We start from the raw sequence: 23,882 nt of genomic DNA on the forward strand, positions 1-23,882 counted from the left end.
TAAATGCCATCATTTTATTGTGTTTCACTTTGAAAGGAAAAATCATGCGCGCGTACAATTTCTGTGCTGGTCCTGCTGCATTACCTACTGCCGTTTTAGAAAAAGCTCAAGCTGAAATGCTCGATTGGCATGGCAAAGGTCTTTCGATCATGGAAATGAGTCATCGTAGTAGTGACTATGTTGCTGTTGCAGAAAAAGCAGAAGCTGATTTGCGCAAATTGATGAACATTCCAGAGAACTATAAAGTATTGTTCTTACAAGGCGGTGCTTCACTTCAATTCTCTGCCATTCCTTTAAACTTGTTGGGTAAAAATAATAAGGCAGATTATATCCATACCGGTATTTGGTCTGAAAAAGCGCTCAAAGAAGCACAACGCTATGGCGACATCAATGTCGTGGAAGCGGGCACCACCATTAACGGTAAATTAGCAATTACTGATCAAAGTCAGTGGAATTTATCTGATGATGCTGCTTATGTACATTATGCAGAGAATGAAACGATTGGTGGTCTGCAATTTGCAAGTGTACCTGACGTGAATGCGCCGTTAGTTTCAGATTTATCTTCAAGCATTCTTTCAGCGCCGATTGATGTATCTAAATTTGGTTTAATTTATGCGGGTGCTCAAAAGAATATTGGGCCTGCTGGTTTAACTTTGGTCATTATTCGTGAAGACTTACTTGATCAAGCGAAACCTGAAATTCCAAGTATTTTGAAATATTCTGCCCAAGCGAAGAATGATTCAATGGTCAATACACCATCGACTTATGCTTGGTACTTATCAGGCTTAGTGTTTGAGTGGTTACTAGAAAATGGCGGTGTGGATGCCATGCATAAAGTCAACCTTGCAAAAGCAAACTTACTTTATGGCTATATCGATGCAAGCGATTTCTATGCCAACCCAATTGCTGTTCCAAACCGTTCAATTATGAATGTGCCGTTTACTTTGGCAAATGCTGATTTAGAGAAATTGTTCTTGAAAGAAGCAGAAGCAAACCATTTGCTTAACTTGGCAGGTCACCGTTCAGTCGGTGGTATGCGTGCCAGTATTTATAATGCGGTGCCTTTAGAAGGCGTGCAAGCATTGGTTAACTTTATGGATGATTTTGCAAAACGCAATGGTTAATCCCTGACACTAAAAAGCCCATCAAATGATGGGCTTTTTGCTATTTATTGAAATGAGTTTGGTGAAAATCAGTCTAGTAAAATAAGGTCAGAGAATAAAGTGGTGTAAAAGATAGGCAGACATAAACATGCCCAATACAAAAAACAGACATGAAATTGAGTCTAACTGGAAACGTGTGCTGATTTGATGCTCAACGTGTTGTATATTTTCTTCTTGTAAGATTTTCATGGGAAATTCTATTCCGATTTATTTATCGTTAATTCCTATTGCTCGTTTGTATTTTTAGCATAAAAAATTGATTAAATAAAGTACTAGATTAAAACCTTTAAGTGTTATCCAGTCTTGTGAATAAATTGAAGCTTTAATGCTCACCCCAATAAGTGAAATGGATATAAAAAGCAGCTAAATATGCGTGTTGATTATCATAATTGAGCTGCTTTTATAGATTATTGTTTTTTAGCGTGAATATTGACTTGAATCCATAAGTTACCACGAATGAATTGACCAATCTGAAAGTCTTTGTGCGCTGCATTTTTGCTTGCAATACGAATCAGCGTTGCTTCTTGATCTTCATCATGAATCAGGGCAACGTCATAAAGCGTATATTCTTGCTCCATAAAGCGCATTGCAGTTTTACCGACAATATTGCCTTGGAACCAAGCTTCATCTTCTTGACCCATTTTTTCGCCATAAAGATAAGCCACCATTTTTGAAAAATCGACGGTTACGGGTTCTTTATCATCGTCCGATTTAGGTTCCCAAGCGTCAATTTGTTCTTGCAAATTGGCTGGGGCAATCCCGTTATTGGCAGCTAAAATATCATTTAAAGCACGGTGGTGTTTAATCGAAGCAGGATCATCAACCACCAATTGTTCATGGTTTGAAACAGCTTCCAGTTCATACGCCCAAGCATTGAATTGCGCAAGATAGTTTTGATCTTTTTCATATTGCTCATGATTGACGCTATATAAGCTATCAAAAGCATAGACAACAGTATTTGCACCTAAATTAAGCTGTAAGACGGCCTGTGTATTTGATTTACAGGTAATAATACGCTCAATCGTGGCATTCACTTTATAGGGGCTTTCAAAACTTGGAAATGCCGTTTTGACACATTGAGGTTTGTTGTTTTCAACTGCAATCACTTGCGTGATTTTTACCGCAGCTTTGTTTGGTCCTTGAATTAACCATGTAGCTTCATCCATGTCCGATTCTTCTTTACACAAACCCATCGGCATAACAGGTGCATCTAGTGCTAAGCCAAGCCACTTAGGCACATCTGTACATGGATTATCTGTGAGTAAATTCCAATGTTCGACATGGCTGCCAAAGTTCTGATCTTCAATGGTGATAATTTCTGGTCTATTTTGATTTTTCATATTCACAATTGATGTTGGGTTGTATTTGTATATTAAATCGAGGGTTATTTTAAAATTTCAAGTCACCCAGACTAAATTTAACCATCAAAGTAAGTGAAATAGAGCAAATACCTTGAATTAAGCTCACTTAGGCAGCAATCGTTTGGCGCTAAAAAATGTTATTTTGCTAAATTGAGCTAAAAGAGCCGAATGGATTAAGTGGATTTATCCATCATCTTGTCATATGGAATTTGTTAAACTAAGTGTTCGTCTTATTCTTGTTATGGATGCTTTGTGCTGCCATTTAAACTTTGGGTCGATGCCGATGCATTGCCTAAAATTCTACGTGAAGTCATTCTTCGTGCTTCAGATCGTTATCAATTAGAAGTCACTTTTGTGGCCAACCAAAATGTCGGGATTACACCTTCGGTACGGATTAACTCCATTCAAGTGATGAGTGGGGCGGATGCCGCAGATAAAGAAATTATCGAACGCATGAAAGAGCATGATATTGTGATGACACAAGACATTCCTTTGGCGGCACAGGTGATTGAAAAGGGCGGAATTGCGATTCATCCACGCGGTGAGGTTTATACCACAGCCAATGTAAAAGCCCGTCTGCATTTACGTGATTTTATGGATTCTTTACGCGGGGCAGGTGTAAACACGGGTGGCCCACCACCGATTTCTGAACGTGATAAACGTGAATTTTCCAGCTCACTCGATCAAACGATCCAAAAACAAAAACGTAAAACTGCACTTTAAGCCGAGCCCATTATGCCTTCTCAAGCCAATATCGTGTCAACTTATGCCTTGTTGGTGTTTATTTGGGCCACAACGCCATTGGCAATAGTGTGGAGCGTCGCTGATCTACATTTATTCTGGGCTTTGGTGCTGCGGTTTTTTATCGCTTTACCGCTGGCTATTATGTTGCTGCTGATACTGAAAGTTAAATTTCCAACGGATCAAATCTCTTGGCATAGCTATTTGGCGGGTTCATTTAGCTTAATGGGGTCTCAAATTTTTACCTATATTGCGACCAGTTATTTAAGTTCTGGGATTATTGCGTTGATGTTTGGTCTAGCCCCGATTATGGCTGGTCTGATTGGATATTTTGGCTTTAAACAGCGTTTAAGTCGTTTACAGTGGTTGGGTATGGTGATTGCTGTGGCTGGATTGACGATCATTTGCTTTGGCGGTGAAAATCAACATATAAATCCGATTGGGATCGGTTTAATGTTGATGAGCGTATTTACCTATGCGTTATCCATTTTCTGGGTCAAAAAAGTCAATGCAAATATTGAGCCTGTGGCACAAGCAACGGGTTCAATTCTGGTTTCGACCATTGCAGCTATCTGTATTGTGCCCTTTATTTGGCAATATGCACCAACACATATTCCAGCTACAAAGTCTTTATTGGCGCTGATTTATACAGTGGTCATGGCATCACTGATTGCGATGTTCTGTTATTTTAAATTGGTACAAAATATTCAAGCGACGACGTTATCGTTAACCACCGTCATGACCCCGATGATTGCTTTATTGATTGGTGCTGTTCTGAATCATGAATCATTGTCTGCAATGGTTTTTGTGGGGGCATTCATTTTGCTCTTTGGTTTGTTTATTTACTTCTATCGCGACCTTAAGGCGAGTCGAACACTCGCCCAGAAGATTAAATCTAACCCTTAAATCTTTTAATCTTTATTTTTGCTTATAGAGATACATTCGGCAAGCTTGACGCGATCCTGTGGATGTAAGGTGATGAAATAGGCTCCTGTACGGGATTTACCATTTTCTTCTGTACGGCTATAGACCACTTGCGCAGTTGCAGCAATATGAAAGAAATTTTCCGGATGGCTTAAGGTTACGTGAATGTAAGTTCCTTCTTGAATGAGACGATCATTAAAAAAGCTGAATCCTGTTTCTGAAAAATTAACATCTTCTGGTACTGGTAACATGGATTGTACAATTGTGTCGTATAAGGAACCGGTAATAAGGTTTAATTTTTGGTTGAATAAGGATAAGATTCGAGCAATTTGTTGATCTCTTTCAGTTAATTGTTCTAATTCGTAGTTTAAGGCATGATCAAATTGATCTAATTCTGCGAGTAGTAGAAAATAACGTGGCAGCACAAAGTTAGGATCATAAGGGTCATTTAATGCGACATCATCAGAAATAATCTGATAATTAATTCGCAAGGCAGCATCTATACGTGACATCACACGTCGTTCCATGTTGCCACTTTGATGCTGTAAATTTTCCATAATTATTCCTCGGACTAGATGGTATGTTTAAACCAATCTCGCTGTATATAGGGTTGAGATATACCCGCGCACGGCGTAGTAACCACTTTATTTCTTTTATTGCGTTGGTTTCTATGATCGGTCTCACCTTAGGTGTGGCTGTACTCATTACAGTCTTATCTGTTATGAATGGTTTCGACCGAGAGTTGAAAAACCGTGTCTTAGGAATGATACCTCAAGCTACTGTTTCTTCAACGCAAATTTTAACAAATTGGCCAGAACTTGCAAAAAAAATTGAGCAACACGAGCATGTCAAAGGCGTAGCGCCATTTACCCAGTTACAAGGCATGCTGACCGCACAAGGGCAAGTGGCTGGAATTATGGTTTCAGGCATTGAACCTGAATATGAAAAGAAAGTTTCAATTATCCAAGATCATATGGTTGAAGGCAGTATAGACCGTTTGAAAAAAGGTGAGTTTGGCATTGTTTTAGGTAAACAAATGACCGATTCGCTTGGTTTAGGACTGAATGACAATATTACTTTAGTACTTCCTGAGGCAACACCGTCACCAGCAGGTGTGGTGCCACGTTTTAAACGCTTTAAAATTGTCGGTATTTTTAGTATTGGTGCAGAAGTGGATTCAATGATGGGCTATATCGCCTTGAATGATGCATCTACATTGTTACGTTTACCTGACGGTGCACAAGGTGTCCGTTTAAAACTGGATGATATTTTCCTTGCACCCCAAGTTGCCGATGACATTGTGAAAGACTTACCTTCGAACTTTTATGCATCGAATTGGACTTTTACCCATGGTAATTTGTTTAGTGCCATTCAGATGGAAAAAGCCATGGTGAGCTTGCTGCTATTTTTAATTGTTTTGGTTGCGGCATTTAATATTGTGTCATCGTTGGTCATGGTGGTGACGGATAAAAAATCAGACATTGCGATCTTACGTACACTGGGTGCTTCACCTTCAACTATTACCCGAATTTTTATGGTGCAAGGCACAATCATTGGTGTGATTGGTACAGTCTCAGGTGCTATTTTGGGGATTATTTTTGCCTCAAGCATTAGTGGTTTTATTGGTTGGATCAATACCGCCTTTGGTTTGAACTTATTTGATGCCTATTTCATTAACTACTTACCGTCTTATTTGCGTTGGCAAGATGTGGTGGTGATTGTTTGCTTATCCTTACTTTTAAGCTTCCTTGCGACAATTTATCCAGCATTCCGTGCTGCCAAAACTCAACCCGCAGAGGCTTTACGTTATGAGTAATATTGTCCTCGAAGCCAAAAACATTTCCAAAAGTTTTACTGACGGTAAAACCACAGTAGAAGTGATTAAGAACTTGTCCTTGCAAGTCAAAGCAGGGGAGTTTGTTTCGATTGTGGGTTCAAGTGGTTCAGGTAAAAGTACCTTGTTGCATGTGTTGGGCGGCTTAGATTGTCCAACAGAAGGACAAGTCTTTTTAAATGACAAGCGCTTTGATATTTTGGGTGAAGCTGAACGTGGTTATTTGCGTAATCAGCATTTGGGTTTTGTCTATCAATTCCACCATCTTTTGCCTGAATTCAGCGCTTTAGAAAATGTTGCGATGCCATTGATGCTGCGTGCAGGCACCAACTACAAACAATCTAAAGAACAAGCTGAATACTTGTTGAATCGCGTAGGGCTGTCACATCGCATGACGCATAAGCCCGGTGAGTTATCTGGTGGTGAACGTCAGCGTGTGGCTTTAGCACGTGCTTTGGTAACTAAACCTGAGCTAATGTTGGCCGATGAACCGACGGGGAATTTGGATCGTAAAACGGCAGTAAAAATTTTTGAACTGCTCAGTGAGTTACGTCGTGAGTTCAATATGGCCATGCTAATTGTGACGCATGATGAACAATTGGCCCAAGCGGGCGATTCTATTTTGCATATGCAAGATGGGGTTTGGATTGACGATTAGACACTGATCGATAAATTAAAAAAATGATTGAAGCTCACTGCGGTGGGCTTTAATATTGCGCAAAATTAAAAAACTATAAAAATAATGATGCAATTAATCTGTTTAGGCTGGGTCATTGGAATTGCCACGATGGGAAAAACCTTCCCAATGTTACAGTCGTTGCTTATTCCGAGTATTGTTCTTTTTATCATCGTAGTGTTGTTGAAATGGACAGTGTTAAAACATGACCATTCATTGTATTTCAAATGTTTACAGCTCTGTATCGGCTTTAGTCTTGGCATGACGCTAGGCTATAGTTATGCCTATATGCAACTAACTGATCGTTTAGCGTTTCGGGAACAGCAGACAGAACAGGTTGAAGTGATTGTCTATGTCAAAAATTTGAATGAATGGGGCGATCAATCGATACAACAAAAAATTCAGGTGTTGAATCGGCATGCCGAAGTTGTGCAATGGCAAGCATTTCTAAAAAATGAAATAGATTTAAAGCAGCAAACGTCACTTGAGCTGGGTCAATACTATCGCTTACAGGGCAACACACGACCTGCACATAGCTATGCAACAAAAGGTTCTTTTGATCAAGAGCAATGGTATATTCAGCAAAATATCATGTCAGGGTTTAAAGTTTCGGCCGTACAAAAACTGTCTGAGCAAGATATTTATAGCTTGGGTTATGGCCGTTATGTAAGGCAACAACATTCAGTTTTGAATCAAGTGCGACTTTGGGTGGAGCAACAACGTCTGGCACTGCGTCATTTTATTGCTCAACAACCAGTCCGCAATAAAGGGCTACTTTTGGCTTTATTGACTGGTGATCAAAGTCTACTTCAACCAGAAACTGAACAATTGTTCCAACGTTTTGGGATGAGTCATTTATTGGCAATATCTGGGCCGCATGTTCTGATTTTTGCTTTACTGCTATGTTGGAGTTTGCATCAACTGATTTGTCGTTATTGTCCGCAAATTTATTTGAAATGCCCCAAGCAATATCTGTTGATTTTACCTTTTTGCCTATGTGTATTGTTGTACTGTGCTTTTGTCGGTTTTGAAATTCCTGCACTCAGGACATTATTGACCTGCTTACTGATGAGTGCATTTGTACTCTTAAAGCAAAAGATTCAACCCTTAAGTATTTTGCTGTTTAGTGCTTCAATTTTACTCATTTTTGATCCTTTTAGTATTTTATCGGCTGCTTTCTGGTTGTCTTATGGCGCGTGTTTTGTGTTGCTGCGGATTTATCAAACGGTGCAGCAGCAAAATCATCTGGAGGAAATAAAGACTTGGACTCAGGCAATCAAAATCCAACTGAAAATTTTAATTGAATCGCAGTGGAAAATATCTTTGGCTTTGCTGCCACTGATGTTGGTGTTCTTTAAACAGATTGCATGGGTGACACCATTGAGTAATCTGTTTGCCATTCCATGGATTGGTTTGCTGATTGTGCCCTTAGATATTATTGCGGCATTCGGCTATTTCATTTTTGAACCTTTGGGTGGGTTATTTTTTCAAATTAATGATCTGTGTATTTCTGGATTACTCCTTTTTATCCAATGGTTAGATTGGATTTTTTCACCTACATTACAACCGATTGCGATGAATACGTGGACATTATTCAGCCTGTGTTTGGGCTTGGTAATTCTATTTTTGCCGCGTGGTGTGGTGCCAAAATTGTGGGTTATTTTGTGTTTTATACCTTTGATTGCGGTTGATGCTGATCAAAATGATTTTGAATTGACGGTGTTAGATGTGGGGCAAGGACAAGCCATTTTTATCCGTGATCAAGAACAGACTTTAATGATAGATATGGGTGGAAATTATGATGAAAGTAAATTTAGTGTGGGTAAGCAGATTATTTTGCCATTTTTATCCGTAAATGGTGTGTCGCAATTGAATCAACTGATTTTGACGCATTTAGATCAAGATCATCGTGGTGGATATGAGTCGATCAAGCATGATTTCCCCATCAAAAAGGTATATTCCAATGAACAGCTGGATGTCGAAAATTTGAGTCAGTTTGATTATTGCCATCAGGGGCAGCAGTGGCATTGGAGCGATCGCGTTAATATTAGCGTGCTATCACCGAAACCTGAGCACTTGGCACGGGCTAAATTTGAAAAAAATGAAAGGTCTTGTGTGGTTTATTTACAGGTGAAAAATGTTCAACCGTATCAAAATTTTTTGTTGATGGGGGATGCAGGCTGGGAAACGGAATATCACATTTTACAGGCTTATCCCGATTTAAAAGTCGACGTTTTAGTTTTGGGGCATCATGGTAGTCGACACAGTTCAGCCTATCATTTTTTAAAGCAATTGAAGCCAAAATTAACAGTTGCTTCAGCGGGTTGGAATAACCGCTATGGACATCCAAGTGTGATGGTTGAATCTCGTTTAAAAGACTTAAACATCCCACTATTAACCACCATAGAACATGGCAGTATTCGTTTTTTTAAGCAGAAAAATATCATGTCTATCGCATTTGAACGAGACAGCCAGCGCTGGTTAAAGCACTAAATAATTTTAGTCTGAGCATCTTGGCGACGGACGTCTTCAACCAATTTAAGCGCTTCATCTGTATTTAAATGATAGAGATGATCTAAAGCTGGATTAGCTTTAAAGCGTTTATAACTCCAGTGATAATGTTCTGGATAACGACGAATTAAATCTTCGATGGCTGCTAAAATAACAGCCGTACCCTGATTGGGATTGCCTTGATAAATGCGATCATCTATTGGCTCAATGTGCATATCGAAACCATGATCATCATTACGCATCGCATATAAAAATAAAGTTTTGGCTTTGGTTTTTTGAATCAGTTTGGCACTTAAATTACTGGTCGCGAGCGGTATGCCAAAATAAGGAATCATTTCCCCACCAAAATTAGGCGTGTGATCTGGCAAAATAACCGTCGTACCGCCTTGTTTTAATGCTTTAAAAATTTGTCTGACCCCCGATTCATCGGTAGGAACGAGGTTTGCCTGTTCACGACTTCGGGCTTCACGTACAAATTGATTGGCGGATTCATTTTTGACAGGTTTATAGAGAATGGTCATTTGGGTGAATTGAGCCAGATAGGCATTCATAATTTCCCATGTACCAAAGTGCGGCACAATCAGTACCAAACCTTCAGGCGCTGTTAGCGCATCTTTGAGTAACTGCTCTCCAGTAATGGAATGAATACGAGCAATATTTTTATTGTTATCTGCACCCCAAATGCTAAAAAATTCGAAATATGAGGTCAGTTCATTACGAATCGCCTGCGGAATAATCTTTTCATGTTGTTCCGCTGTTAATTCGGGTAATGCAATTTGCAGATTAAGACGGATCGTATCTGAGGTTTTTGACATTTTAAGTAAATTCACTAGACCTGCTAAACTTCGAGCAATAAATCTAGAAATTTGAATGGGTTGTCTGCTTAAAAATTTAAGTAAGCGATACGTCGTATTCGTTGAAGTATGGTCAGTCATTGCCTGTCGTCAATGTAAAAAAAGAGTCAAAAAGAAAAATATTATAGGTGAAAACAGATTGTTTAGGCAGATTTCTATGATTCAGTGTATATAATGAGTTCAATTTAACTCATCATTGGATTATTTTCCATGTCCGATTGGCCGCCAAAACCAGAAAATGACATTCAGAATACACAACATAATACGCAAAATATAACTGGCAAAGAATGGCATATTTTAGAGAAAGCCGTTTTAGCTTCGGTAGAAGAACAGCGCCGTGCGCGTCGTTGGGGAATCTTTTTTAAATGTCTCACTTTTGCTTATATCCTTTTTGTTTTAGTGTTAATGGGGAAAAGTTGTAGCACATCAACCACAGATCCTACCGCAACCACAAGTTCGCATATTGCGGTGGTTGATATTATTGGCACAATTGCTGCAGACAAACAAAGTGTAAATAGTGCGGATACGGTAAAAGCATTAAAGAAAGCTTTTGAAAGTAAACAAAGCCAAGCGGTGGTTTTAAATATTAACTCACCAGGTGGTTCACCAGTGCAGTCTGATGAAATTTGGCAAGAAATTCAATATTTGAAAAAGGCCCATACTGGTAAAAAGTTGTATGCCGTGATTGGTGATACAGGCGCTTCAGGGGCGTATTACATTGCATCTGCTGCGGATGAAATTATTGTTAATCCATCCAGTCTTGTTGGGTCGATTGGTGTCATTATGCCGAACTACGGTGTGACGGGCTTAATGCAAAAGTTAGGCGTTGAAGACCGTACCATGACTTCTGGTGAGAACAAGGCATTACTTTCAATGACCCAGCCTGTAGATGGCGCACAAAAAGCACATGTACAAGGTGTACTGGATAATGTGCATGATCACTTTATCAATGCAGTTAAACAAGGTCGCGGTAATAAGTTGAAATCACAAGATCCAGCAATCTTCTCAGGTTTGTTCTGGACAGGTGATCAAGCCGTAAAATTGGGTATTGCAGATCGTACCGGTAGTTTAAATACGCTGAAACGTGAACTCAAAATTGATAAAGCTGTGAACTACACTATTGAATACAGTCCTTTTGATTCGGTACTTGGACGTATCGGAAGTTCGATTGGTCAGGGTTTTGCGAGTTCACTTTCGCAGCAAGTTCAATCTGAACAAACGACAAAATTACAATGAAACCACTGATTCATTTTGCGCACGCCAATGGCGTGCCATCTCAGGTTTATCAAAAGCTATTTGATTTACTTAAAGATGAATATGAGGTTATTTATGTGCCATTGCTTGGAACAGATAAGCGTTACCCCATTGATAATCATTGGGAGAGCTTAACCAACCAAGTGATTGACAGTATTGTCCGTCAAGCGAAGGGTAGACCTGTCATTGGTTTAGGTCACTCTTTGGGTTCAGTGCTGACCTTTCAGGCAGCTTTAAAGCGTCCTGAGCTATTTTCACAAGTGATTATGCTTGATCCACCTTTAATTATGGGGAAAGACGGTTTTGCATTGCATGTTGCGAAACTGTTGAAACTCAAAGCGGTGGATCGAATGTCACCTGCGGCACTGTCATTGCGTCGTCGTGATCATTGGGATAGTCGTGAGCAAGCAGCTGAATTGCTTCGTCCGAAAGGTTTTTATAAAGACTTTGATGCCGACTGTTTTCAAGCCTATATCGATTATGCTTTAACCGAAGATAAAGTTCGCGGTGGTGTTGAACTCACTATTCCAAAAATGGATGAAGTGAAGGTTTTTAGAACCAATCCATCACTGTGGTGGTTGCCTCGGAAAAAAATTCATCTGCCAATACATCTGGTGGTTGCAGAGCAAAGTCCATTTTTACCGCGCCGTTTTCCACAGATGGTGAAAAAGAAATTCGGCGTGCCTTTTAGCATTACCGCAGGTGGACATATGTTCCCACTGGAGCATCCAGTTGAAGTGGTTAAATTGGTCAAAGAGCTGATTCAGCAACAAGCTCAATAATGGCTATATCCATATTAAGCTTAATAAAAAACGCATCCGAGGATGCGTTTTTTAAATCTTTAAATTTATTAGAACTTGGCAAATTGCACAGGTTCATACAGGACTTGACCACGATACAACACAGCCTGTTCAGTATGCTGAATTGCACCTGTACAAATCCATTCCACCACTTGCGGGTAAATGACATGTTCAAGCACATGGACTCGGCTCGCCAATGAACTGGCATTATCATGCACATTCACTTTCAGCACGCCTTGCGCTAAAGCCTGACCTGCATCTAGTTCTGCCGTTACATAGTGAACGGTACAACCGTGAAAGACATCGCCTGTGTTTAGTACGCGCTGATGGGTATGCATACCTTTATAATGAGGCAATAGAGAAGGGTGGATATTGACCATTTTCCCTTCCCATGCTTGCACAAACTTGACACTTAAAATACGCATAAAGCCAGCAAGAACCACTAAATCAACATCCCAATCGAGCAATTGTTGATGCATCACATCATCAAATGCTTCACGGTTGGGATATTGTTTATGTTCAATTACCGCAGTGGCAATACCTGCCTTTTGAGCACGTTCTAGAGCATATGCTTCAGGCTTATTGGAAATAACCCCAACAATTTGCCCTGATAGATTGGCATCAATCAAAGCTTGTAAGTTACTTCCACTGCCTGAAACAAGGACCGCAATTTTGATCATGTTATGCAAAGATTACGCGAATCTTTTCATCAGCACCGGCAACAGATTCAGCATTGTCGACAATGTGACCCATATTCCATGCTTTTTCGTCAAGGCTGGTCAATAATTCAACTGTTTTATCAGCATCTGCTGCATCAACAGCAATTACCATGCCTACGCCACAGTTAAATGTGCGATACATTTCGTGCTGTTCAACACCACCTTCACGTTGAAGAAGTTTGAACAGTTCTGGCCATTCCCAAGAAGACTCATTAACAATCGCTTGAGCGCCATTTGGAAGTACACGAGGTAAGTTACCCGGTAAACCACCACCTGTGATGTGCGCCATGGCATGCACGTCAACTTCTTTGCAAAGTTGCAATAATGATTTAACGTAAATACGTGTTGGTTCCATTGCCACATCGGCAAGTGGGCGACCATCTACGATTTGGTTTAAATCAACGTTTTTAACGTCTAAAATTTTACGCAGTAAAGAGTAACCGTTTGAGTGAGCACCGCTTGACGCGACACCAATCAATACATCACCAGATTTTACTTTGCTGCCATCAATAATTTTGCTTTGCTCAACTACGCCTACACAGAAACCTGCAAGGTCATAATCTTCACCTTCATACATACCTGGCATTTCAGCAGTTTCACCGCCAACTAATGCACAGCCTGCAAGTTCACAACCAGCGCCAATACCTGTTACTACATTGGCAGCAACATCGACATTTAAGTGACCAGTCGCATAGTAGTCAAGGAAGAATAATGGTTCAGCACCACAGACAAGAAGGTCGTTTACGCACATTGCAACCAAGTCTTGACCAATAGTGTCATGACGGTTCAAATTGAGTGCTAAACGTAATTTTGTACCAACACCATCTGTGCCAGATACGAGAACAGGTTCTTCATAACCTTTAGGGATTTTACAAAGAGCGCCGAAGCCGCCTAATCCGCCCATCACTTCAGGACGTGCAGTGCGCTTAGCGACTGATTTGATTCGGTCGACTAGTGCGTCTCCCGCTTCAATGTCGACACCCGCATCTTTATAGCTTAAACCAGTGTTTGGGGAAGTTGAGTTGCTCATATTGAAGTCTCCGCATTCGCGCCGCGATTATACCCGAATATACGAAACTCTTATGTTATTTATGCGCCAAAATGCTATCTTTATTCAAATATTTTACTTTCTATAACGAATAAACCAAAAAAAGGCTCGAATCTATGGTTGATCGCACCTTACGTCGTATTTTTATACTCTCAGGGATTGCACTCATCCTTTGGGTTTTGTATTTGCTTAAGCCTGTGGTATTGCCTTTTATAGCAGCATTTTTAGTTGCTTATTTATTTAGTCCGTTGGTGGATAAGCTTCATCGAATAGGTTTGCCGCGCTGGCTATCTATTGGCATTGTTTTTATCGGGATTGGTGTGATTGTCACGTTGGCAATTTGGTATGTCGTTCCACTGGTTTGGCAACAGCTGATTTATGCACGAGACAGTATTCCCGCCGGTATTCATTGGTTGAATTACACCTTTTTACCGTGGGTGTCGCAGACCTTTAATGTCGAAGCAATGGAAATTGATACTGAACAGATATCCAAGGTTGTCATGGAATATATTCAGACCAATTATAGTGCCGACAGCATTCAGAGTGTGGTGTTGCGTGTTGCACAATCGGGCTTGAACTTTATTCAAATTGGCGGTGTCGTTGTTTTAATTCCGATTATTGCCTTTTATTTCCTGCTAGATTGGGATCGGATGCTTGAAAGTTTACGTCGCCTGATTCCTCGTCATTATGAAAAAACCACATTAGGTATTGTGGGCGAATGTCATAATGTATTGGGTGCATTTGTGAAGGGACAATTTTTGGTCATGTTCCTGTTAGGTGTGGTTTATGCTGTCGGTTTACAACTGATTGGTTTAGAAGTTGGCTTGATTATAGGCATGGTTGCAGGCTTGGCCAGCATTATTCCTTATCTAGGCTTTGGCGTGGGTATTATTGCCGCAGTGATTGCAACGCTTTTCCAGTTCGGAATTGATTGGACACATTTGGCACTGGTGATTATTGTCTTTATGATTGGACAAGCCATTGAAGGTTATATCCTTCAACCTTTCCTATTGGGCGATAAAATTGGTTTATCACCTGTTGCTGTTGTTTTTGCCGTGTTAGCAGGGGCGCAACTTGCAGGTTTCCTTGGTATGTTGATTGCTTTGCCTGTTGCAGCTGTGATTGTGGTTTTACTTAGACATGCACGTGAGTGTTATGAAAAAAGCCGATTGTATGACTTATCCGCTGTGGTGATACAGGGTTCTTCATCAGGTGCAATGAGTCTGCAAACTGGGCAAATAGAAGTAGATGTTGAAATTCAATCTGAAGCACTAGAAAGTCAGCAAGGTGCTGAAAAATCGAGTAAGATTGAACCATTAGACAATAAAGAATCCTAAGGTCAAAACACAGATATGCGTCAGTTGCAGTTAGATATAGAGCCTCAACTCGATGCCCGAATCAGTGATTTTTCGGGTCCAAGTTGGGGGCATGTTATTGATGCAGTTCGACAACTTCATGCTGGTTTAATGAATCGTTTTTATGTGTATGGTGGTGCAGGTTCGGGTAAGAGCCACTTACTTTCTGCCATTTGTGACTCTTATTTAGATGTTGGCAAATCTGCAATTCAAGTTTCATTACTTGAATTACTCGATGCACCGACTGAAGCGATCACATCATTAGACCGCTATGACCTTGTGGCATTGGATGACATTGAAGCGATTAGTGGCGTTCCACATTGGCAAAAAGCAGTTTTTCATTTAATTAATTATAATAATGAGGGTGGCGGGCAGTTGGTTTTCTCTTCCCGTATTGCACCGATTGAATTAAGACTGGAACTTCCAGATTTACAATCACGTTTAACCCAAGCTGTCAGTGTAAAAGTGCCAACCGGCAGTTTATATGCAGATCGCTATGCGCTCGTGACATCGGTATTAACACGTCGTGGAATTCATATTGATCAACAAGTGATAGACTATTTGCTCATGCAAGGACCGCATCAAACGTCTGTTTTATTACAAACCTTAGAGCAATTGATTCAGTTGTTAAAAGGCGAAAAAATTAAAATTAGTCATGCTAATTTAAGACAAATCTATGCCTTAATTGATGAATATCGGTAAACAATAAAAAATCTTGAGAAATTATTAAAGCTGTGACAAAGTACAGCAAAATAGTTCGATGTTGCAGGGAATTTGCAGCTAAAGAATAAAAATATATAAAAGAACACAAGGAGAAAGATATGCTCAAACGGAGCATAGGCATAGGCATGTTATGCGTTGCAGGACATGCTTATAGCGGCGAAATTAAAGTTACTACAATTGAGGATGTTTCTAAAGATGACACGGAGTGTTCTCTTCGTGAAGCCATTGAATATGTCAATAAAGACTTCGTGGATAGTGGTTATCAGGGGTGTGTGGGGCGTATAAAAGACACGGACTCAACCATATTATTAGAGAGTAAATTAACCTATAAATTAAACACACATATTAAAATTTCAGTACCGCTCAATTTAAGGACACTTTATAACGAGACAACAGGTTTTGATAAGCCTGCTGCTGGTATTAATAATGCCATGATAAAAATGTTGGGTAAGGACAATATTTTCGTTATCGATGATACAAAAAAAGAAGTCTTCGCGATAAAAATGACTGAATTGACACTTCAAGGATGTAATCAGTCTGTATGTGCCGACCAAGGTGGCTTGATTTATAATAATGAATTTCTGACTTTAGAATATGTAAAATTATCGGGTGGTAGCGCAAGACAAGGTGGTGCGATTTATAACGTTGCTGTGCCTGTGGGGCAAGATGCTAAAGAACGCAGTCTTGTGAATATTAAGTATAGTTTATTTGAAAAAAATACAGCAGTTGAAGGGGCTATTCTTTATAGTCAGGTTCCGCAATTTAGAATATCAAACTCAGTTTTTCGTGAAAATGAGACGACATTAGCGAAGGGTGCAAATATATATTCTGCTGCATCTTTAGATGATGCTGCAATTGCTGCTTTCCCATTAATGACTTCTGGTGTTATTAATAGTACTTTTTATAAAAATAAAGGTTTTATCATTAATGTCCGTGATGGCATTGGTTTAAATAATTTAACTGTTATTGGTAACTCGGCAGGCTTGCAATTTAATGCGCCGTTAAAAAAAGCATATCTTGCTAACAGTATTATCTTGGGTAATCCATATCCAATCACAGAAGATAACAATTGTGATTTTAAGGCTGGGGATAATAGTTTTATCCAAAATAATCTTGTTACAGATAGCTGTAACTCTGGTGATAGCAACTATCCAAATGATATTTGGCAAGGGACGGAGCTTATTGCTGGCAATGATTTAGAAGGTAAATGTAAGACTTTAACTGAAGATCCAAATGCGCTGTTGTGTCCTTATATTCAACCTGATAGTGCTTTTTTAGGATATTTCCGACCACGAATCGTGATGAGTTATAAAACCTTATTTGACAGCTTAATTGTTAACAAAGGTAAATTACAGCTTGATTCAACTGCAAAAATCGTGACTTGTGAAACGTCTGATCAACGTGACAATATACGAGATGATGATCAGCATACTTGTGACCGTGGGGCAATCGAAATTATTGTGCCGAATACGAGCCTAGTGGGTCAGGATTTAATTCTTGGTGGTATTGCCAAAATCAATATTGCCGACAAACTCGGAGATAGTGATTTAATTCCGAAAGAAGAATGTGAAGCACTAAAAGATAAATTAGATGAAAAAGCATTAGGTGAGTCATGGCAGGCTGGCTGTATGCAAGTGATACAGGTCAAGACCCCATCAAAAGGTAAACTCACCATTGATGAAGCAGGAAATTTAGTCTATACCCCACAAGGTTCGTGGGCGGGTGCAGATATTTTTAAAATTCGCTTAGTGACGTCAACCACGCGTTTTCATAAAACTAATCCATACCTTGAAATTAATGTACAAATTGTACAGCAACCCCAAAATGATATGGAAAGCAGCAAAGTGAGTACATCAGGTGGGTCATTTGGATTTTTCAGTCTATTTACAATATTAGGTCTTGTTGGACTGCGCCGATATAAAAATAAGCAAGGATGACCGATGAAAAATTATAAAAAAGGATTTCTCTGTACCATGATATTGTCTGCAATGTCATTAATGGCAGCAGAAGACAGCACAATTTATGTCAATACTTTTGTCGATGAAAATGGTGAAAATTTAAATAATTGCTCATTGAGAGAGGCTATACAAACAGCCAAAGATAATAAATCACATGGCGGGTGTAATGCAGGTAATACGAGCAATGGTCAAAAGGATATCATTCAGCTTGAAGCGGGTGAATATATTTTAACAAGTGAGCTAAAGCCAGAATCGGACGTTTTTATTTATGGTAAATCCCCGGCAGATTATGCAACTAAAAATGTTTTGACACATAGTTATCCAGCCGTTAAAGCGTTGCAAACCAGTATTAATGCAAATAATGCTTCGCGTATTTTTAATACCTCAGCTACCAAGGCAAATATTAATCTGGCTAATTTGATCTTAAAAAATGGTTATTCTGAAAAATTTGGTGGTGCACTCTTTGTTGGTGCTTCATTAAATATGGTGAATAGTGCAATTTTAAATTCTGAATCCACGCAAGAAGGCGGAGCAATTTATTTTGTTGCGCATAATGAAGGCAAAGAAATTAATTTATCTCAAGTACTTATTCAGGGAAATAAAGCCAAACAAGGTAGTGTTTTGGCTATGGACTGTGAGGCTAATCTAAAAGATACACAAGCTCTTATTAATATTAGTAACAGCAGTATTGTGAAAAATCGATCAGCAAGCAGTCTCAGTATGATTGAGCTGTGTGGTAATCCAAATCTAAAACTTATTGCAAACACAATTGCAAAGAACCAAGTTGACAGTGCAAAGGGCAGTATTATTCGGGCGGTAGGTGATAATCATCGCCTGAATTTGAATTATGAATTCACTGCAGAAAGCAATACGATTGTGGATAATGATGCTTATAGTACTTTTTATTATGATGATAATGGTGCAATTGACTTAAGGTTTAACCTTTTAGCGTTTAATAAGGGGAAATCTTGTCGTTATGCCTTGAATAATGGTGATTTAACAGACACAAAACGGAAGATTGCTGCGAGTCAAAATGCCTTTAGCTCAGAGGGTGTGTGTGATTTACCGACCGCTTCAAATGCTGGAACGAATGATTCTAATAGCAATTTAAATTTAGGTGCTACGAATATATTCACTGTCTTGTCACCTTATCAAGAAGCATCAGAATATAATCTATTTCTACCTTTGTACTATCCAAAAAACAATCAAAATGAATTTGATTTAGTTAATGTAAATAAGGAGGGGTGTAGTAAAACGGATCAACGCGGTATAAAGCGAATTACTGATGGTACGCTGCTGCTGAATCCAACCATGAAAAATACTTGTGACATTGGTTCGGTTGAACTGATGCGTTTAACTGCGGCAGATATTACCAACTTATTTAATGATTCATATACAGAACGAATTGCTGACTATAAAAACGTAATTGATAAAATCAAAGCTAATATTAAAGACCCGAATCGTAAGGATCGCTTAATTCAAGATACAGAAGACTTAAAAACAGTTGAAGATTTATTAAAATATACCACTGAAAATCAACAATATCGGGCGATTTATGTCGATCCATTTGCATTGGCATTACCGAATGATGAAGAAGTGCCAAATAGTAATGGTGCGATGCAGCCGAAAGCATTAAATGTTGACAATTATAATATTATCGTGCAAGAACGCGGTGAGTTGGTTGAAAAAAATGGTGGAAGTGAATTTGTGGGGAACCCAGATCCAAACTTTAAGTGTGTTTGGAATAGTGATTTGAAGCGAATTATGCTTTATCGCACAGATGGTAAGTTGGCAGATTTAACAGGCTCTTCTTATTGTTCCTATACGATTCAATCTATACAAGATACAGGTTTAGAATCGACAGGTGTTTTAAAAGCACAGTTTAAGAATATTGCACCAATTGCCAAGTCAGATGAATACTCAATTACCCCAAGTTCAAACTCAATCCTGAGTATTAATCCATTGGAAAATGACAGCGATGATGGCGATGGACCTACGGCAAAGTTAAATGCTCCTTATAAAGGTGCATTTTATAAAAATGTAGCTGGTGTAGAGTTGCCGATTCGAATTGAAACCATTCCTGCGGGTTTAATTGTGACTGCTGACCATACTGGCCCATGTCCTGGTAATGACATCCGTTTTACCTGTTATGGTGGTCAGTTGCATATGCAAGCAAAGAATAATTTTAGCCCATTTGACTATGAGCTGAAGTACAATATTTATGATGCAGAAGGTTTAATTTCAAAGGAAGCAACAATTTATTTGAAGAATACCGCAAAAAATACCAGTTCTACCGCTTCTGGTGGAGGAGGTGGCAGTATTGGCATTTATAGTATTTTAGGTTTAATAGGGCTTGGCTTATATAGAGCGCGAAGAAAAAAACAGTAAAGTTAAAATGCCTCATTTAATGAGGCATTTTTTATGAGAATCTAAGTAATAATCAATCAAAATTTTAAAAATATATCAGTCTTTATGTTCAATCAATATTGGGTGCAAAGTGGCGTTTTTTCTTTGGGTTTCTACTGGAAATATGACTTTTAAAACCTAATTAATTGCTGATTAAAGGTGAAATTCGAGCCAATATTTTTATCACCAAGTCGGATGCTTGAGCAAAGTTAAATCTAAAGATAATGACCATCGTTTGATCGTCATTATCTAGATTTAATGGCTGATAGATTGGGGTTGCAAATATTTATTAATGTATTCATCGCGAATAGCAGGTCTTTCTTCATGCGTGGCTTTTTGCATGCGTCGACCTAAGTCTTTACGCTCTTGGCTACTCATTTTTTGCCAAGTTTCACGCATTTTTTGCTTTTCTTGTTCGGGAAGTTGGGTAAACCAATCCATACGCTGATGCAAAGCTGAGCCCTGTGCTTCAGGTAATTCCTTTAATGATTGATAACGTTGAATAAGTGCCCGTTGTTCAGCATCTGATAGCGTTTCCCATGTTTCTGTGACTTGAGTGTCCGCATCTTTAGAAAAAATCCAAAAACGCTCAAAACCTGCAAAACTGGTTTGTAAAAATCCGAGTGCACAAAAAGCAAATGCTAATCTTTTAGCTGCCATGTGGAACTTTATCCTCGCCTAAAACCATCAACATTTCCAAATCTTCAACCATTTGTGGGGAAAGTTTTGGAGTAACAACCACTTGATTTTGCGGTTTTTCGGCCATGTCAATTGAGTTTGGGAATACCACGAACCCTGTAATTGCAGCGGCAAGTGCAAAACCTGACATTTTCCAAAGTCCGTAACGAGAGGCTGCACGGTCTTGAATTGTTTCAATGACCTGATTCATCACCACGGGTTTGTCTTTATGATGTTGTGCCAGTGCATCGAGTTTGGAAGTAACTTGTTTTAAGAAATCATCTTGTTTCATTCGGATGACCCTCCACCATATGGATTTAAATGTGCTAAAGAAGCCCTAAGCCCTTGAATAGCACGGTGATAATGTGTTTTTACACTACCTTCACTGCATTCCATAATTTGCGCAGTGGTGTGTGTATCAAAACCTTCCCAAGCACGAAGCATGAACGCTTGTTGCTGTCGAACAGGAAGCTTGGCAATCGCTTCTTGTATTTCTTCAGCAGTTACGGCTTGATCCAGAAAATCAAATGGACTAGGCATGTTTTCGTCAACGATATCATTGAGTTCTATATCGTCATCATCTAAGCTCACCTTTTTGAAAAAAGAAAAAGGTTGCGCTCGACGGACTTCTTTTCTGCGCCAGTCTTGTAGTTTATGGTTCAAAATGGTGTAAAACAGGGGATACCATTCATCAGTCGATTTTTCAGCATATGCTTTATGTAAGGAAATGAATGCTTCTTGCACTAAATCCATTGCGATGCCTTGTTGACCTTGAGTAGCACTTTCCATCATCACTAAAGCACGTCCAGTCACATCCTGCATAAAAATTTTCAGGCGTTGTTCAGCCGTACTCTTAAGAGTACTTAAGTTTTCCGACTGAGACTGTTTTGGTGCTGAATCCATAGAGATGGAAAATCCTGTCATTGGATACCCACCATTATTTCCATATTCATACATATATAACGTTGGAAATAATGGTTTGGTTGACAAAAAACTTATTATTTTTCTAGCGTAATCTATTTTTAAACATCAATGAACGCTGTTTAAAATAAAGTAACGAAAGAACAGGCTTATAAACGTTGACGAACCATCTCAAAGAAACAAATAGAGCCTGCAACTGCAACATTCAATGATTCTTGTCCACCGGGCTGTGGAATAGAAACCGCTTCTGCATGTTTTAACGCATAGGCAGATACACCTTGACCTTCATTGCCTAGAATCCAAACACACTGTTTTCGCAAATTTTTTGAGTAAAGGCTTTCAGATTGGTGCGAACTGGTGACATAAACTGGTATGGTGAATTTTTCTAAAAGGTCTTCTAACGCAATATTTTCATAAGTTTGCAGAGAAAAATGTGCACCCATCCCTGCACGAAGGACGCGTGGTGACCAAATCGATGCCGAACCTTTGGTGCATACCACTTGTTCAATGCCTGCCGCCGCAGCAGAACGTAGCAATGTTCCCACATTACCCGGATCTTGGATATTGTCTAGAATGAGGGTGTCTTCTTTAAAATTCAAAGCTTCAGGTGAGCTTGGTAAGTCGACAATTGCTAAACACGCTAAAGATGTACCTAAAGTACTTAAATCTTTATATAAAGATTCACTGATAACAAAGACATAACCATCATAGAGTTCATTGATTTTCTCTAAATCAGGATGGCTCATTGCCACTTCAGTGGTGAAAATAGAATGAATTTTACGATTTTTTGCTAACCATGCAAGGGTTAGATGTGTGCCTTCAAGTACGGTTTGACGCTGTTTCTTACGAAAGGAATTTTGTTCAATCAATCCACGGAGGTGTTTGATTTTTGGATTGTCTTTTGATTCAAGAAAAAAAGCTGGCATGGGAGAGTTATCCATGGAAGTAAGTGAAATACACTTACTTCCATTTTTTAAATTAATGGTGGTAGCTGGTTGCTAATTCAACTTCGTTTTTAGAACCAATGATCACAGGCACACGTTGATGCATTTCAGTCGGTTGAATCTCAAGAATACGAACACGACCAGTAGTAGATGCACCACCAGCTTGTTCCATCAACATACTCATTGGGTTGGCTTCGTACATTAAACGCAGACGACCTGCTTTTTGCGGATCTTTGGTGTCGTATGGATATAAGAAAATACCACTGCGGCAAAGAATACGGTGAATGTCGCCAACCATACATGCAACCCAACGCATATTGAAATCTTTGCCACGCACTGCTGTTTTGCCATCTTGAAGTTCAGCAATATAGCGTTTTACAGGTTCTTCCCAATGACGTTGATTAGAGGCATTGATGGCATATTCTTGCGTGTCGGCAGCGACTTGAACATTTTCAGAAGTGAGTAAGAATTCTTGAGTTTCTGGATCAAAAGTAAAGAATACAACGCCAGCGCCTACCGTCAGTGCCATCATGGTAGATGGACCATACAATACATAGCCAGCAGCGACTTGTTCTGTCCCAGCTTGCATAAAGTCTTCAGCTTGGGTCACTGCATTTTTTGCAGGAAGGATAGAAAAAATGGTGCCTACACACATATTGATGTCGATGTTGCTTGAACCATCCAGTGGATCGAACAACACAAGGAATTTACCATTTTCTTGCGCAGGCGTGAATTCATCAAGCTCTTCAGAAGCTAAGCCACCGACTTGTGGATGAACTTTTAACGCATCAATTAAATAATCATTTGAGATGACATCAAGTTTCTTTTGAGTTTCACCTTGTACATTTTCATGTTCTGCACTACCCAATACACCTGCTAAGGCACCTTTTTGCAATGCTTGATCAATTGTTTTACAAGTATTTGCAATTGTTTCAATTACTTGAGAAAGTTCTGGTGTTAAGTTCCCTGTTTTTTGTTCTAAGAATTGGGAAAGGGTGAGGTATGACATGCT

At 39.3% G+C, this 23,882-nt stretch carries 22 protein-coding genes; 12 read left to right on the plus strand and 10 right to left on the minus strand.

Annotation, left to right across the window (positions count from 1 at the left end; translation table 11 throughout):
* The first annotated feature begins 44 nt into the window (after positions 1-44).
* The gene (gene serC, locus F994_RS01825; RefSeq protein ID WP_004648312.1) at positions 45-1,124 is read left to right on the plus strand and encodes a 3-phosphoserine/phosphohydroxythreonine transaminase; all 1,080 of its coding nucleotides are present in this window, start codon (positions 45-47) and stop codon (positions 1,122-1,124) included.
* A 446-nt stretch (positions 1,125-1,570) separates the two neighbouring features.
* On the opposite strand, the gene F994_RS01830 is transcribed toward serC, so the two are convergent.
* Positions 1,571-2,503, minus strand: coding sequence for a hypothetical protein (locus tag F994_RS01830; protein WP_004648314.1), 933 nt, complete (start codon positions 2,501-2,503; stop codon positions 1,571-1,573).
* A gap of 273 nt (positions 2,504-2,776) precedes the next feature.
* On the opposite strand from F994_RS01830, the gene F994_RS01835 reads away from it, so the two are divergent.
* Together F994_RS01835 and F994_RS01840 are read left to right on the plus strand one after the other, a co-directional pair.
* Positions 2,777-3,247, plus strand: a complete 471-nt coding sequence (locus tag F994_RS01835) for a YaiI/YqxD family protein (RefSeq protein ID WP_004648315.1) — start codon at positions 2,777-2,779, stop codon at positions 3,245-3,247.
* Positions 3,248-3,259: 12 nt separating this feature from the next.
* On the plus strand, positions 3,260-4,171 hold the full coding sequence (locus F994_RS01840) for a DMT family transporter (RefSeq protein WP_004648316.1): 912 nt from the start codon (positions 3,260-3,262) through the stop codon (positions 4,169-4,171).
* A gap of 5 nt (positions 4,172-4,176) precedes the next feature.
* Here the strand turns inward: F994_RS01840 and F994_RS01845 are convergent, their stop codons facing one another.
* Positions 4,177-4,746 (minus strand): PilZ domain-containing protein, encoded by a 570-nt coding sequence (locus F994_RS01845; RefSeq protein ID WP_004648318.1) that lies wholly within the window; start codon positions 4,744-4,746, stop codon positions 4,177-4,179.
* Between the two features lie 23 nt (positions 4,747-4,769).
* Here F994_RS01845 and F994_RS01850 point away from each other — a divergent pair, with 23 nt between their 5' ends.
* From F994_RS01850 to F994_RS01860, 3 genes are all read left to right on the plus strand, one after another.
* Positions 4,770-6,005: a lipoprotein-releasing ABC transporter permease subunit gene (locus tag F994_RS01850; RefSeq protein ID WP_004648319.1), complete on the plus strand. Its 1,236-nt coding sequence runs from the start codon at positions 4,770-4,772 to the stop codon at positions 6,003-6,005.
* Positions 5,998-6,681, plus strand: a complete 684-nt coding sequence (gene lolD / locus F994_RS01855; RefSeq protein ID WP_004648320.1) for a lipoprotein-releasing ABC transporter ATP-binding protein LolD — start codon at positions 5,998-6,000, stop codon at positions 6,679-6,681. The genes F994_RS01850 and lolD overlap by 8 nt, the downstream gene beginning before the upstream one ends.
* Positions 6,682-6,765: 84 nt before the next feature.
* Complete coding sequence (locus tag F994_RS01860) at positions 6,766-9,192, plus strand: DNA internalization-related competence protein ComEC/Rec2 (RefSeq protein ID WP_034696456.1); 2,427 nt, start codon at positions 6,766-6,768, stop codon at positions 9,190-9,192.
* On the opposite strand, the gene F994_RS01865 is transcribed toward F994_RS01860, so the two are convergent.
* Entirely contained in the window at positions 9,189-10,145 is a 957-nt protein-coding gene (locus F994_RS01865) for a lysophospholipid acyltransferase family protein (protein ID WP_004648322.1), read from the minus strand. The genes F994_RS01860 and F994_RS01865 overlap by 4 nt on opposite strands.
* A 129-nt stretch (positions 10,146-10,274) precedes the next feature.
* Between F994_RS01865 and sppA the strand changes: the two genes are divergently transcribed.
* Together sppA and F994_RS01875 are read left to right on the plus strand one after the other, a co-directional pair.
* Positions 10,275-11,300, plus strand: a complete 1,026-nt coding sequence (gene sppA / locus F994_RS01870) for a signal peptide peptidase SppA (protein WP_004648323.1) — start codon at positions 10,275-10,277, stop codon at positions 11,298-11,300.
* Positions 11,297-12,100 carry an alpha/beta fold hydrolase gene (locus F994_RS01875; protein WP_004648324.1) on the plus strand — a complete coding sequence of 268 codons (804 nt, stop codon included), beginning with the start codon at positions 11,297-11,299 and terminating at the stop codon, positions 12,098-12,100. The genes sppA and F994_RS01875 overlap by 4 nt, the downstream gene beginning before the upstream one ends.
* Before the next feature lie 68 nt (positions 12,101-12,168).
* On the opposite strand, the gene purN is transcribed toward F994_RS01875, so the two are convergent.
* Positions 12,169-12,798 (minus strand): phosphoribosylglycinamide formyltransferase, encoded by a 630-nt coding sequence (gene purN, locus F994_RS01880; protein WP_004648325.1) that lies wholly within the window; start codon positions 12,796-12,798, stop codon positions 12,169-12,171.
* Position 12,799: 1 nt separating this feature from the next.
* On the minus strand, positions 12,800-13,867 hold the full coding sequence (gene purM, locus F994_RS01885; protein ID WP_004648326.1) for a phosphoribosylformylglycinamidine cyclo-ligase: 1,068 nt from the start codon (positions 13,865-13,867) through the stop codon (positions 12,800-12,802).
* 134 nt (positions 13,868-14,001) lie between these two features.
* Here purM and cxpE point away from each other — a divergent pair, with 134 nt between their 5' ends.
* The 4 genes from cxpE to F994_RS01905 all read left to right on the plus strand — a co-directional run bounded on the left by cxpE (position 14,002) and on the right by F994_RS01905 (position 20,309).
* Complete coding sequence (gene cxpE / locus F994_RS01890; protein ID WP_004648327.1) at positions 14,002-15,222, plus strand: chloramphenicol efflux transporter CxpE; 1,221 nt, start codon at positions 14,002-14,004, stop codon at positions 15,220-15,222.
* A gap of 15 nt (positions 15,223-15,237) precedes the next feature.
* Positions 15,238-15,942: a DnaA regulatory inactivator Hda gene (gene hda, locus F994_RS01895; protein WP_004648328.1), complete on the plus strand. Its 705-nt coding sequence runs from the start codon at positions 15,238-15,240 to the stop codon at positions 15,940-15,942.
* A gap of 119 nt (positions 15,943-16,061) precedes the next feature.
* Complete coding sequence (gene rbtA, locus F994_RS01900; RefSeq protein WP_004648329.1) at positions 16,062-17,900, plus strand: rhombotarget A; 1,839 nt, start codon at positions 16,062-16,064, stop codon at positions 17,898-17,900.
* A 3-nt stretch (positions 17,901-17,903) separates the two neighbouring features.
* On the plus strand, positions 17,904-20,309 hold the full coding sequence (locus F994_RS01905) for a CSLREA domain-containing protein (protein WP_004648330.1): 2,406 nt from the start codon (positions 17,904-17,906) through the stop codon (positions 20,307-20,309).
* Positions 20,310-20,582: 273 nt separating this feature from the next.
* Here F994_RS01905 and F994_RS01910 read toward each other — a convergent pair whose 3' ends face one another.
* The 5 genes from F994_RS01910 to F994_RS01930 all read right to left on the minus strand — a co-directional run bounded on the left by F994_RS01910 (position 20,583) and on the right by F994_RS01930 (position 23,879).
* A complete protein-coding gene (locus tag F994_RS01910) occupies positions 20,583-20,987 on the minus strand; it encodes a DUF3106 domain-containing protein (RefSeq protein WP_004648331.1) in 405 nt (134 codons plus the stop codon).
* Entirely contained in the window at positions 20,977-21,297 is a 321-nt protein-coding gene (locus F994_RS01915) for a hypothetical protein (protein WP_004648333.1), read from the minus strand. Before F994_RS01915 ends, F994_RS01910 begins: the two co-directional genes overlap by 11 nt.
* Positions 21,294-21,908: an RNA polymerase sigma factor gene (locus tag F994_RS01920; RefSeq protein ID WP_034696466.1), complete on the minus strand. Its 615-nt coding sequence runs from the start codon at positions 21,906-21,908 to the stop codon at positions 21,294-21,296. Before F994_RS01920 ends, F994_RS01915 begins: the two co-directional genes overlap by 4 nt.
* A gap of 167 nt (positions 21,909-22,075) precedes the next feature.
* Positions 22,076-22,852: a TrmH family RNA methyltransferase gene (locus F994_RS01925; protein ID WP_004648335.1), complete on the minus strand. Its 777-nt coding sequence runs from the start codon at positions 22,850-22,852 to the stop codon at positions 22,076-22,078.
* 52 nt (positions 22,853-22,904) lie between these two features.
* Complete coding sequence (locus F994_RS01930) at positions 22,905-23,879, minus strand: class 1 fructose-bisphosphatase (protein ID WP_004648336.1); 975 nt, start codon at positions 23,877-23,879, stop codon at positions 22,905-22,907.
* Positions 23,880-23,882 lie beyond the last annotated feature (3 nt).

The organism is Acinetobacter bohemicus ANC 3994 (genome assembly GCF_000367925.1).
GTDB lineage: Bacteria > Pseudomonadota > Gammaproteobacteria > Pseudomonadales > Moraxellaceae > Acinetobacter > Acinetobacter bohemicus.

Bases quoted from the DNA above. Each gene is read 5' to 3' on its own strand.
- serC (WP_004648312.1), top strand. From the start codon at position 45: ATGCGCGCGTACAATTTCTGTGCTGGTCCTGCTGCATTACCTACTGCC.
- F994_RS01830 (WP_004648314.1), bottom strand. From the start codon at position 2,503: ATGAAAAATCAAAATAGACCAGAAATTATCACCATTGAAGATCAGAAC.
- F994_RS01840 (WP_004648316.1), top strand. From the start codon at position 3,260: ATGCCTTCTCAAGCCAATATCGTGTCAACTTATGCCTTGTTGGTGTTT.
- F994_RS01845 (WP_004648318.1), bottom strand. From the start codon at position 4,746: ATGGAAAATTTACAGCATCAAAGTGGCAACATGGAACGACGTGTGATG.
- F994_RS01850 (WP_004648319.1), top strand. From the start codon at position 4,770: ATGTTTAAACCAATCTCGCTGTATATAGGGTTGAGATATACCCGCGCA.
- lolD (WP_004648320.1), top strand. From the start codon at position 5,998: ATGAGTAATATTGTCCTCGAAGCCAAAAACATTTCCAAAAGTTTTACT.
- F994_RS01860 (WP_034696456.1), top strand. From the start codon at position 6,766: ATGATGCAATTAATCTGTTTAGGCTGGGTCATTGGAATTGCCACGATG.
- F994_RS01865 (WP_004648322.1), bottom strand. From the start codon at position 10,145: ATGACTGACCATACTTCAACGAATACGACGTATCGCTTACTTAAATTT.
- sppA (WP_004648323.1), top strand. From the start codon at position 10,275: ATGTCCGATTGGCCGCCAAAACCAGAAAATGACATTCAGAATACACAA.
- F994_RS01875 (WP_004648324.1), top strand. From the start codon at position 11,297: ATGAAACCACTGATTCATTTTGCGCACGCCAATGGCGTGCCATCTCAG.
- purN (WP_004648325.1), bottom strand. From the start codon at position 12,798: ATGATCAAAATTGCGGTCCTTGTTTCAGGCAGTGGAAGTAACTTACAA.
- purM (WP_004648326.1), bottom strand. From the start codon at position 13,867: ATGAGCAACTCAACTTCCCCAAACACTGGTTTAAGCTATAAAGATGCG.
- cxpE (WP_004648327.1), top strand. From the start codon at position 14,002: ATGGTTGATCGCACCTTACGTCGTATTTTTATACTCTCAGGGATTGCA.
- hda (WP_004648328.1), top strand. From the start codon at position 15,238: ATGCGTCAGTTGCAGTTAGATATAGAGCCTCAACTCGATGCCCGAATC.
- rbtA (WP_004648329.1), top strand. From the start codon at position 16,062: ATGCTCAAACGGAGCATAGGCATAGGCATGTTATGCGTTGCAGGACAT.
- F994_RS01905 (WP_004648330.1), top strand. From the start codon at position 17,904: ATGAAAAATTATAAAAAAGGATTTCTCTGTACCATGATATTGTCTGCA.
- F994_RS01910 (WP_004648331.1), bottom strand. From the start codon at position 20,987: ATGGCAGCTAAAAGATTAGCATTTGCTTTTTGTGCACTCGGATTTTTA.
- F994_RS01915 (WP_004648333.1), bottom strand. From the start codon at position 21,297: ATGAAACAAGATGATTTCTTAAAACAAGTTACTTCCAAACTCGATGCA.
- F994_RS01920 (WP_034696466.1), bottom strand. From the start codon at position 21,908: ATGGATTCAGCACCAAAACAGTCTCAGTCGGAAAACTTAAGTACTCTT.
- F994_RS01925 (WP_004648335.1), bottom strand. From the start codon at position 22,852: ATGCCAGCTTTTTTTCTTGAATCAAAAGACAATCCAAAAATCAAACAC.
- F994_RS01930 (WP_004648336.1), bottom strand. From the start codon at position 23,879: ATGTCATACCTCACCCTTTCCCAATTCTTAGAACAAAAAACAGGGAAC.